Origin of the sequence: Mesorhizobium sp. M1403 (genome assembly GCF_040317695.1) — a bacterium.
GTDB lineage: Bacteria > Pseudomonadota > Alphaproteobacteria > Rhizobiales > Rhizobiaceae > Mesorhizobium.
The window spans coordinates 1-10,046 of record NZ_JAMYKY010000058.1; the positions used below are offsets into that span (position 1 = coordinate 1).

The window sequence follows — 10,046 nt, forward strand, 5'->3', positions numbered from 1 at the left end:
TAATAGATGCGACCTCGCTGCTTCATGGCCCACACTCCATCTCTGATGAAAGACTAGTGTGTTGCCCTCACCGATTGAGCCCACCATCGAAAGCGGACATTCACGTCGATGTGGGCATGATCATCATCTGACCCTGAACAGACTGGGAGCGAGATGCCAAAAGCTTCAACGCCGAAGAGCGATTTAGGTCAAATCAGACGATCCTCATTACGACATCGATGTTGCCCCGTGTCGCTTTGGAGTAAGGACAAATCTCGTGCGCTTCATCCACCAGAATTTGTACCACATCGCGCTCCAGACTCGGCACGGCAATATCCAGTTGGACGCTAAGAAAGTGGCCGTTTTCTCCGTAGTTCAGATTCACCTCGGCCTCGATGCTCATCCCTGCAGGCAGCGCGATTTTTCGTTCGTGGGCCGCAGATGCGATTGCGCTTGCGAAGCTGGCCGACCAGCCGGCCGCGAGCAACTGCTCCGGATTGGTGCCGATGCGCGCCGATCCAGGCGTCGATAGCCAGATGTCCAGAAGGCCGTCGGAACTGCGCGAGGCGCCATTTTCGCGACTGCCCGTGGTTGCGGTCCTGGCCGTATAGACAACCCTTGTGATGTGGCTCATGGGCATTCTTTGCTGGTAGCGGTAACCGCCGCTTCGGTGGTTGCCGCGAACTCGATCAGGCGTCGACTTCGACAACGGCATCGGCAAAGGCCTGCGGCGCTTCCTGGGGCAGGTTGTGCCCGATGCCGCCGGTGACGACCCGATGCGCGTATCTGCCCGGGAACATCGGGGCGTATACGCTGGCGTCCGGATGCGGCGCGCCATTGGCGTCGCCTTCGAGGGTGATCGTCGGCACGCCGATGACCGGTGCCTGCGCGAGTCGCTCCTCGAACGCGTCGTATTGCTGCTCGCCGGCGGCGAGTCCGAGCCGCCAGCGATAATTGTGGACCACAATGGCCACGTGATCGGGATTGTCGAAGGCTGCGGCGCTGCGCTCGAATGTGGTATCGTCGAAATTCCACCGCGGCGACGCGAGTTGCCAGATCAGCCTGGTGAAATCTCGTGTGTATTTCTCGTAGCCGGCGCGGCCGCGATCGGTGGCGAAGTAATATTGATACCACCATTGCAGCTCGGCCTTGGGTGGCAGCGGCAGCTTGCCGGCTTGCTGGTTGCCGATGAGGTAGCCGCTCACCGAGACCATCGCCTTGCAGCGTTCAGGCCATAGTGCGGCAATGATGTTCGCGGTGCGCGCGCCCCAGTCGCAGCCGCCAATCGTCGCCTTTTCGATGCCCAGTGCGTCCATCAGGGCGACAATGTCCGCGGCAATCGCTGACTGCTGACCGTTGCGCATCGTGTCGTCCAACAGGAATCGGGTCGTGCCGTATCCGCGCAGGTAGGGAACAATCACGCGGTGGCCTTTCGCTGCCAGCAGAGGAGCGACATCGGCATAGGTGTGGATGTCATACGGCCAGCCATGTAGCAGGATGACGGGCGGGCCGTCGGTCCGTCCAAGTTCCGCATAGCCGACGCTCAGCACGCCGGCCTCGATCCGCTTCAAGGGCCCAAAGGACGCCGCAGGCTCTCCAGTCGTCTGTTGCGCTTGTGCCGGGCCGATCAGGCCGAACTGAGTGGCGGCGACAGCCATCGCGGCGGCGCCAAAGAACCGACGGCGATCTTGGTCGATTTCATCGGGGATATTGAGCGAATGCATTTGGGAACCTCTATCCTTGCGCGGGCGATCAGCCGAACGTGAATGCAAAGACCTCCACGCCTGAGTCGAGAAACTCGATCTCGAACTGGCGATCGACGATGGGTTTCGATTGTCGGATCAGTTGGTACAGGCGCTGCTCTGTCACTGCGCCTTCGCCCATTTCATTGACGTCGATGCCGTGAGCCGTGCCTGGCGGCTGCCCGTCGATCAGCACGCGAAATCTCACAGACGTTCCCGGCGCTGCCGGACCCATGACCAGATGAAGGTCGCGCGCGTGAAAACGGTACGCGATGCGGGCATCGGACTTGTTCAGTACGGCGGTTTCTTTCCTTACCGTCCAACTGCCAGACAGCCCCCACTCATTCAGGCGTAGTCGCGCCGGCACGTCGTAGATGTGCGGCGCGTCCAAGACCGCTTCACCGCCGGAGGCAAAATTCTGGGTGCGTTCGTAGCCGAGATAATTTTCCGGAGACTTGAGGGTCTCCCAATCGGCCGCGGCTTCGATGCCGCGGGCATCCACCGACACAGGCTCACGGTCGAATCCGCCGGCGCCAGCCTCAGTCAGCAATTCCTGGATGACCATTTCCGACTGTTGGTATGAGCCCTCGCCAAAGTGGTGATACCGGACGCGTCCCCGCGAATCGACGAAATAGAGTGCCGGCCAGTACTGGTTGCTGAAAGCCCGCCATATGAGATGGTCGTTGTCGACGGCGATCGGGTAATCGATCCCCAGGTCTTTCACCGCCCGGTGCACGTTGTTCAGGTCTTTTTCGAACGAGAACTCCGGCGCGTGGATTCCGATCACCACCAAACCATGCTTCCGGTATTTCTCGTCCCAGGCCTGAACGTAGGGAAGCGTGCGCAGCCAGTTGATGCAGGTGTAGGTCCAGAAATCGATGAGGACGACCTTGCCATGCAAAGCCGACGCCGTCAGCGGCGGCGAATTTATCCACTCGTGCGCCACGCCAAGCGAAGCAAGCTCGGATTGACCCTCGAACTGGTCGGAGGAAAGTCCGTGAAGGAACGGAACCCTCATCGGTGCGGAGGCTATCGGCTGAGCCACATCCGTGTCTCCCAGAAAACTGGCAATCGGAGCCCCGATTGCCATTGCGAGCGCCACGGCGACGAGCAGCTTAATTGCTTTCATCGACGACGCCTTTTCAGTTTCGATCGATATCGCCGCGCAGACGGTTCAGCGGCGCGCTGCGCGCTGAATCCTTCAGAGCGGAAGCTCTTTGCCGGCCTGCTCAGCCACCATGTATTCCGCGTACCAGTCCGGCCAGTTCTCATCGCGCTGGCCGCCGTTACGCTTCTCGTGCTCGCCGTGGGCCTCCGACGCGCGTCGCAGCGCGGCAACAAGATCCGCTCCGGAAGCGTAGGTCGTGGTGTCGATCCGGCCGGGAAAGCGGGTGGTGATTTCCTGCAGCAGCCATTCGTTGCCGTCCGGGTCCTTGAACGTCGCGAACGAGGAGTAGCTGCGCCGCTCGGGATCGCGCCCCTTGACCGCCGGCTTGCCGGGACCTGTGCGGTGAAACGCCTCGCTGACCTCGGCGCCGTGGCCAATGAGCTCGGCGCGCGCCGCCTCGATGTCCGACACGACAAGATAAAGCCCGCTTGCCGAGCCGGGCTCCGCCGTCGTGACCCCCGTGCCGAAGTGGATCGAGGCAGGCGAGCCCGGAGGTGTGAACTGCACACCCCGGAACGTATCGCCGACGACGAAATCGCCGTCGAGCCGCCAGCCCAGGCCGATATAAAAGCTCTTGGCGCGATCGACGTCCGAGACGGGGATGACCACGACCTCGAGCTTCATGTCGAGCGCCTGCTTTTTGAGGGTCCCGGTCGCAGTTTCGTGCTTTTCGTCACGGGGCGTTTTCATGGTTTGAGACATTTGTCGTTCCTTTCGAGTGAGGTGGTTATTTGGTTTGCCGCAGCGGCCTGAACGCGGCGCGCAACTCGGCAGAAAAGAGCTCCGGCCGCTCCCACGCGGCGAAGTGGCCGCCTTTGTCGACCTCATGGAAGTAGATCAGGTTGGGGTAGGCGCGCCGGGCCCACGTCTCGGGGGCCTGATAGCCTTCCCCCGGAAAGACCGTGATGGCCACCGGCAGCGAGACTTCGCTGGTCTTTTCAGGGTCGGCAAAAACGGGACTGCGCCCGCCGCCGTACTCCCAGTAAATTCGCCCGGACGAGGTGGCGGTGTCCGTCAGCCAGTACAGCGTGATATCGTCCAGCACCTCGTCAGGCGACTTTTCGGGATCGCTTTTGTCGTAGGTCCAGCCCGAAAAGCCCGGATGCCCGAGCATCCAAGCGGCGAGCCCTGCGGGGGAGTCATTGATGGCGTAACCGATCGTCTGGGGCCGGGTGCCCATCATCGTGGCGTAGGATCTGTTCCCCATCTTGGCGGCCATGCTGAGCGCATCGAACGCCGCGCGCTCCTTGTCCATGAGCCCCGCCGGCGCCGGTCCGCCGGCGGCGAGCACCGCGGCAATCTCTGGCGGTACGACAGCCGGCAGGTTGACATGAATGCCGAGCAGGCCTGCCGGGGCCAGACGTCCCATTGCATTCGAAACGGGAGAGCCCCAGTCGCCGCCCTGGGCGACGTAATCTGTGTAGCCAAGGCGCTTCATCAGCTCTGCCCAGGCTCGTGCAATGCGGTCTGTACCCCAGCCGGTATCTGTGGGTTTGCCGGAGAAGCCGAAACCCGGCAACGACGGCAGTACGAGGTCGAACGCGTCTTCCGGGCTACCGCCATGCGCCGTGGGATCGGTGAGAGGGCCGACGGTCTTGAGCAGTTCCAGCACCGAGCCGGGCCAGCCATGCGTCATGATCAGCGGCAAGGCATTGGGATGTTTCGAGCGAACGTGAATGAAGTGGATGTCCACTCCGTCGATCGTGGTCATGAACTGGGGCAGGGAATTCAGCTTCGCTTCCGCTGTCCGCCAGTCGTAGGCCGTGCCCCAATACTCGACGAGCGGCCTGATCTTCGCGAGCTGTATGCCCTGCGACTGGTCATCGACCGTCTCCCGGTTGGGCCACCTTGTCTGCGCAATGCGACTGCGAAGATCATCGAGCGGCGCTTGCGGCACATAGACTTTGAAGGGCCGGATCGAGCGATCCTCGACCGGGTTGGCGGAGGCGGGCGCGGAAAGGATGCAAAGCCCGAATGCCAGCACGGCCGCCAGTTGGTCGAGCCTCATGGCTGCACCTTCTTGTCCGGAGTGTGGAACGTCACAGTTTGTTTGGTGAAGACTTTGCCTTCGGGATCCACCACCTCGATCAGCACCTTGTGCTGGCCGCTTGGCATGCCAACCAAGATGATGGTGTTGCTCTGACCGTAGTCCGCCCACGCCCAAGGCAGGTCGTCGACGGTGACGTGCAGATGCCCGACCCGCGGAGACACGTTGCGCGCGGCCGCCCCGCCCACAGGCAGGATGCGCAAGTTCTCCACCCGGTACGGGATGAACACGACGCCGCTGGCCAACGGACCCGGAAGCGGCGGCTCCACGATCAGCTTGGGTGCGGGCTCGTTGTCGATGGGAACGACCGTGCTCTGGGCAAACGCGCCCGTGGCGAGCACGGTGCAAACCGCGAGTGCGGTGAGCGTCTTGATGAGGGGGTTCATTGCAGTCGCTCCCTTCGGAGGTTGGCTACGCAGCTATCGCTGGGCGGAAGATGACGAGCGTCCGGCGCGCCATCCCCCGCCAACACGTCATGTCTGCAACGTCTTGAATGTTGCGCGCACCTCATCGGTGAAACTCTTCGGCTGCTCCCAGGCGGCGAAATGGCAGCCCTTGTCCGTGCGGCCATAGTGCAGAAGCTTCGGGAACGCGCGTTCGGTCCAACTCTTCGGTGCGGTGTAGATTTCACTGGGGTTCGCAGTCGCACCGACGGGAATGGTGATGCCCTTGGCGTCGAAGAAGCCGGCCTTCGCCGTTTGCGTATGTTCCCAATAGAGACGTGCCGACGAGATCGCCGTGTTCGTCAGCCAGTAGAACGTGATGTTGTCGAGGATGTCGTCGCGGGTAAGGCCCTCCGGCTCTCCATCGAAGGAGCGTGCGATCAGCGCATAACTGTCGGCATCGTGATCGAGGATCCACGCCGCCAGGCCGGCCGGTGAATCGACGATCCCGTAGAGCGTTTGCGGACGAAGAGCCATCTCGTTGGCGTAGCCCAGGCCGTTTTTGTAGAAGAACGCTACCTGCTCGTAGGCACGCTTCTCGTCGGGGCCAAGATCAGCGGGGGGCGGACCGCCGGAGGCCAGCGCCTTCACGATCTCCGGCGGAATGGTCCCCGGCATATTCGTGTGGATGGCGACCAGCTCGGGAGGTGCGATCAGGGCCATCTGTTCCGTGATGAGTGCTCCCCAATCGCCGCCCTGCGCGACGTAGCGGTCGTAGCCAAGGCGTTTCATCAGCACGATCCACGCCCGCGCGATGCGCCCGGGATCCCAACCGGTTTCGGTGGGCTTGCCGGAAAAGCCGTAGCCCGGCATCGACGGGATCACCACGTCGAACGCCTCCGCCTCCGTGCCTCCGTGCGCAGTGGGATTGGTGAACGGGTCGATGATCTTCAAAAGTTCGATGACCGAACCGGGCCAGCCGTGCGTGATGATGACAGGCAGGGCGCCCTGATGCTTAGACTTCACATGGATGAAGTGGATGTCGAGCCCATCGATCTCAGTGACGAAATTCGGCAGCGCCTTCAACTGCGCCTCGCACTTGCTCCAATCGTATTCCGTTCGCCAGTACTGCATGAGCTTCTGCATTGTGGCGAGTTGCACGCCCTGCGTTGGCCCTACAGTTGCTGGGGTCGACCAGATCCGCCGGGACGCCTCGTCGGAGACGAGTTCGCGCTCGGGCCAGCGCGTGGCGGCGATGCGCCGGCGAAGCTCATTGATCTCCCCCTGCGGGAAACTGACGGAGAAAGGGCGGATGGCATCGCTCGTGGATGCGGCGGCCAATTGCGACGGGAGCAGGCTTGCCGCGCCGGCGGCGGCGATGCCGGCCGCCGCAGTGCCCAAAAGTCGCCGGCGATCCTGGTCGATTGCTTCGGAGGTTCTGGTCGTGTCCATGGGTCTCTCCTGGGTTGATGGGTTTGCGATCTATCTACGCAGCTTGAACTACGCCCAGGAGGCGGGATTAGCCCGTTATGCGTCGTGAGCTTGTGTTAGCCGCTGCCAGCCTGCCGCTTTTTTGAGCAGATAGGAGGCGCCTAGACTGTGAGACTCCCTATGGTGCAGGAGCGCTCCTTGACTTAAACTGCGGCGCTGGGTGCAGGCGGCTCCAAAAGAAGACGCCATGACGAAAACGGGAATACAAGCCAAAGACAGATTGTCGTTTGGCCCTTTCCATTTTGCTGCGGGTGAAAGGCTCCTGACAAGAGAAGGCGCTCCCGTAGAGCTGGGTTCGCGCGCCATCGACATTCTCATAGTCCTGACCTCTGCACCGAATGAGGTCGTCAGCAAGAAAGATCTAATGTCGCGGGTTTGGCCGGATGTCGTCGTCGAGGAAGGCAGCCTGCGGTTCCACATGACCGGACTGCGCAGGGCGCTGGGCGATGGAAAGGATGGCGCGCGGTACATCGCGACGCTTCCGGGGCGGGGCTATTGCTTCGTTGCGCCGGTTTTGCGATTAAACAGCCCACGCGACGAAGCCCTATTCATTGCCGCTGAGTTTCCGCACGCGAATCTTCCAAACCGCTTGAGCCGGATGGTCGGACGGGACGAGGATGTTCTTAAGCTGTCGGTGCAGCTGAATGCTTCGCGGTTCGTCACCATCGTTGGCGCCGGTGGCGTCGGCAAAACCACCGTCGCGATCGCAGTCGGGCATCACCTGATCGAAGCATTTTCAGGGGCGGTCTTGTTCGTCGATCTGGGAATGATCGGCGATCCCGGTCTGGTGACGACAGCCGTCGCCTCGATGCTTGGACTAACGGTTCAAACAGAGGATGCGACGCCCAACCTGATCGCTTACTTGCGCAACAAGCGGATTCTCTTGATCCTCGATACCTGTGAGCATCTCGTGGATGCGGTGGCGCCTCTGGCCTCGAGCATCGTCGATGCGGCGTCACAGGTCTACATCCTGGCGACGAGCCGCGAGGCGCTTCGGGTCGAGGGCGAACATATCTGCCGGTTGGATGCGCTTGCGTTTCCGCCCGACGAACCGGGGCTAACGGCGGCCATCGTCCAGACATTCCCGGCCACCCAGCTGTTCGTCGAGCGAGCGGTGGCAGGTGGCGCTCGTTTGGACGTCGGCGACGCCGAGGCCTTGATCATCGCAAGCATCTGCCGAAAGCTTGACGGGGTGGCGCTCTCGATCGAACTGGCGGCCAGACGTGTCGAATCCTATGGGCTGCAGCAGACAGCCGCGCTTCTCGATCAACGCCTGACACTGCTGTGGCTCGGTTCACGGACAGCGCCGCCGCGTCAGCAGACCTTGCAGGCGACACTAGACTGGAGCTTTGGGCTCCTGACCGACGTTGAGCGCGTGGTGCTTCGCAGGCTCGCTGTATTCGTCGGTCATTTCACGCTCGATGCCGCCCTGGAGGTCGTGACGAGCGCGACCCTCGACCGATCGACCGTCCTTGGCGCCATGGACAGTCTTGTCGCCAAATCGATCGTGGCGACGCGTCCGGTTGGAGCAATGATGCGCTACAGGCTCCTCGATACGACGCGCGCCTACGTTCTCGACATCCGGATCGATGACGCCGAGGCTGCCGATCTGGCAGTGCGCCACGCCGCCTACTATCGGAGATGGCTGGAGCAGACCGGGATCGAGTGGCCAAGCCTGGCGACCGGTGAGGAGCGGGCGCCCCACTTCGCCGCCATCAACAATGTCCGGGCTGCCCTGGAATGGTGCTTCGGCGACAGCGGAAACGCCGACATCGGCGTCGGACTCGCCAGCGCTGTCGCGCCGGTTTTCCTGGCAATGTCCTTGTTGCCGGAGTGTCATCGCTGGTCTGAAAGAGCAATATTCGCTTTCGACGATGCCGCCCTTGGCGGACTTGACGAGATGCATCTTCAGGCAGCCCTCGGCGTGTCCTTCATGTTCATGCGGGGAGGACGCGACAGGGCGCGCGTAGCTCTGGAGAGGAGCCTGGCGATCGCCGAGCAGCGCGGCGATCCGCTGGACCGGGTGCGTCTGTTGGGTTCGCTCAACATGTTCCATCTGCGGACGGGCAATTTCGCAACCGCCCTTGAGTTTGCAAGGCGTTGTTCAGCCACAGCCGCGACCTTGGACGACTCGGTCGTCAACGCGCTGGCACACTCGATCCTGGGCATCTCGCTCCACCTGCGAGGCGACCTCGCGGAGGCCCGCGCAGAGCTGGAGGCGGCGCTCGACCGTGGGCCGCGCTCCCAGCGGACCACGACGATCTATCTGGGCTTCGAAGGCAAAATCCTGGCCAGGGCCATCCTGGCGAGGAACCTTTGGCTACAAGGCCATCCGGACCAAGCCATGGCACACGCCCGACAGGCCGTCGAAGAGGCTGCCGCCATGGATCATTCTCTAACGTTGGCGATCGCGTTGATCTGGGCGATATCGGTCTTCCTGTGGACCGGTGACCTGAAGAGCGCCGAGGCGTACATAGATATGCTCATCGCCCGCGCGGAATCCCATTCCATGACTCCTTACCTGCTGGTCGGTCGGGGCTTCAAAAGCGAAGTCGCGATCCGTCACGGCGATGCAAAAAGCGGCGTCGAGGGCCTGCAGACATCTCTTCGGAAGCTCCACGCGGCGCCTTATGAATTGCTCACGACGCCGCTCAACCTCTCGCTAGTTAGGGGACTGGCCGCGATCGGTCAGGTTGATGAAGCCATTGCGTTGATCGACGAGTCGCTTGGTCAAGTCGAAAAGAACGGCGACCAGTTGTACCTCCCGGAGTTGCTACGGATGAAGGGAAGCCTCCTTCTCCAGTCGGAGCGCAACCGTGATGAAGCTGCCGCCTACCTCATGCAGGCACTGGAGTTGAGCCGAAGTCAGCGCGCACGGGCATGGGAGTTGCGAACCGCAATCGACATGGCGACGCTGATGGCCGGGCGCGGGGAGATCAACAGCGCTCGCGAGCTCTTGCAGTCGGTTGCGGCGTATTTTGTGGAGAGCCTGAATACGGCGGATGTCGGGGCTGCCGAACACCTGCTGGCGACACTGAGGTAGAGCCTCAATGCCACTTCTCCTAATGGTGTCGTCCCCTCTCGGCGCAATTTCGACGGTGGTGTGGGCACTATTAATGTCGGCTTCGGGAGGACAGGAGTGGCTGGCTGAATGACCGACATGCTTAAGGGTTTCGGGTGCCGTCAGGCATACGAAAGTCTCTCATGCAGGAACCCGCGGGCCGCAGACGATTGCC

The 10,046-nt window shown here is 62.1% G+C and carries 8 protein-coding genes; 1 reads left to right on the forward strand and 7 read right to left on the reverse strand.

Annotated elements, in window-relative coordinates; all coding sequences use genetic code 11:
• Nucleotides 1-193 precede the first annotated feature (193 nt).
• The 7 genes from NKH01_RS34265 to NKH01_RS34295 form a co-directional block, all read right to left on the reverse strand.
• Nucleotides 194-613 carry an Ohr family peroxiredoxin gene (locus NKH01_RS34265; RefSeq protein WP_031195077.1) on the reverse strand — a complete coding sequence of 140 codons (420 nt, stop codon included), beginning with the start codon at nt 611-613 and terminating at the stop codon, nt 194-196.
• A gap of 55 nt (nt 614-668) precedes the next feature.
• Complete coding sequence (locus tag NKH01_RS34270) at nt 669-1,703, reverse strand: alpha/beta fold hydrolase (protein ID WP_502912715.1); 1,035 nt, start codon at nt 1,701-1,703, stop codon at nt 669-671.
• Nucleotides 1,704-1,731: 28 nt separating this feature from the next.
• Nucleotides 1,732-2,850 (reverse strand): redoxin domain-containing protein, encoded by a 1,119-nt coding sequence (locus NKH01_RS34275; RefSeq protein WP_353024645.1) that lies wholly within the window; start codon nt 2,848-2,850, stop codon nt 1,732-1,734.
• A gap of 72 nt (nt 2,851-2,922) precedes the next feature.
• The gene (locus NKH01_RS34280) at nt 2,923-3,579 is read right to left on the reverse strand and encodes a VOC family protein (RefSeq protein WP_031195072.1); all 657 of its coding nucleotides are present in this window, start codon (nt 3,577-3,579) and stop codon (nt 2,923-2,925) included.
• A gap of 37 nt (nt 3,580-3,616) precedes the next feature.
• Nucleotides 3,617-4,897 (reverse strand): epoxide hydrolase family protein, encoded by a 1,281-nt coding sequence (locus NKH01_RS34285; protein ID WP_353024646.1) that lies wholly within the window; start codon nt 4,895-4,897, stop codon nt 3,617-3,619.
• Nucleotides 4,894-5,322, reverse strand: a complete 429-nt coding sequence (locus NKH01_RS34290; protein WP_352591189.1) for a DUF6130 family protein — start codon at nt 5,320-5,322, stop codon at nt 4,894-4,896. The genes NKH01_RS34285 and NKH01_RS34290 overlap by 4 nt, the downstream gene beginning before the upstream one ends.
• Nucleotides 5,323-5,409: 87 nt before the next feature.
• Nucleotides 5,410-6,771 carry an epoxide hydrolase family protein gene (locus tag NKH01_RS34295; protein WP_353024647.1) on the reverse strand — a complete coding sequence of 454 codons (1,362 nt, stop codon included), beginning with the start codon at nt 6,769-6,771 and terminating at the stop codon, nt 5,410-5,412.
• Nucleotides 6,772-6,997: 226 nt separating this feature from the next.
• Here NKH01_RS34295 and NKH01_RS34300 point away from each other — a divergent pair, with 226 nt between their 5' ends.
• Nucleotides 6,998-9,853: an ATP-binding protein gene (locus NKH01_RS34300; RefSeq protein WP_353024648.1), complete on the forward strand. Its 2,856-nt coding sequence runs from the start codon at nt 6,998-7,000 to the stop codon at nt 9,851-9,853.
• Nucleotides 9,854-10,046 lie beyond the last annotated feature (193 nt).

Excerpts from the sequence above, each read along its gene's own strand:
- NKH01_RS34265 (WP_031195077.1), bottom strand. The coding sequence starts at position 613 with ATGAGCCACATCACAAGGGTTGTCTATACGGCCAGGACCGCAACCACG.
- NKH01_RS34270 (WP_502912715.1), bottom strand. The coding sequence starts at position 1,703 with ATGCATTCGCTCAATATCCCCGATGAAATCGACCAAGATCGCCGTCGG.
- NKH01_RS34275 (WP_353024645.1), bottom strand. The coding sequence starts at position 2,850 with ATGAAAGCAATTAAGCTGCTCGTCGCCGTGGCGCTCGCAATGGCAATC.
- NKH01_RS34280 (WP_031195072.1), bottom strand. The coding sequence starts at position 3,579 with ATGAAAACGCCCCGTGACGAAAAGCACGAAACTGCGACCGGGACCCTC.
- NKH01_RS34285 (WP_353024646.1), bottom strand. The coding sequence starts at position 4,897 with ATGAGGCTCGACCAACTGGCGGCCGTGCTGGCATTCGGGCTTTGCATC.
- NKH01_RS34290 (WP_352591189.1), bottom strand. The coding sequence starts at position 5,322 with ATGAACCCCCTCATCAAGACGCTCACCGCACTCGCGGTTTGCACCGTG.
- NKH01_RS34295 (WP_353024647.1), bottom strand. The coding sequence starts at position 6,771 with ATGGACACGACCAGAACCTCCGAAGCAATCGACCAGGATCGCCGGCGA.
- NKH01_RS34300 (WP_353024648.1), top strand. The coding sequence starts at position 6,998 with ATGACGAAAACGGGAATACAAGCCAAAGACAGATTGTCGTTTGGCCCT.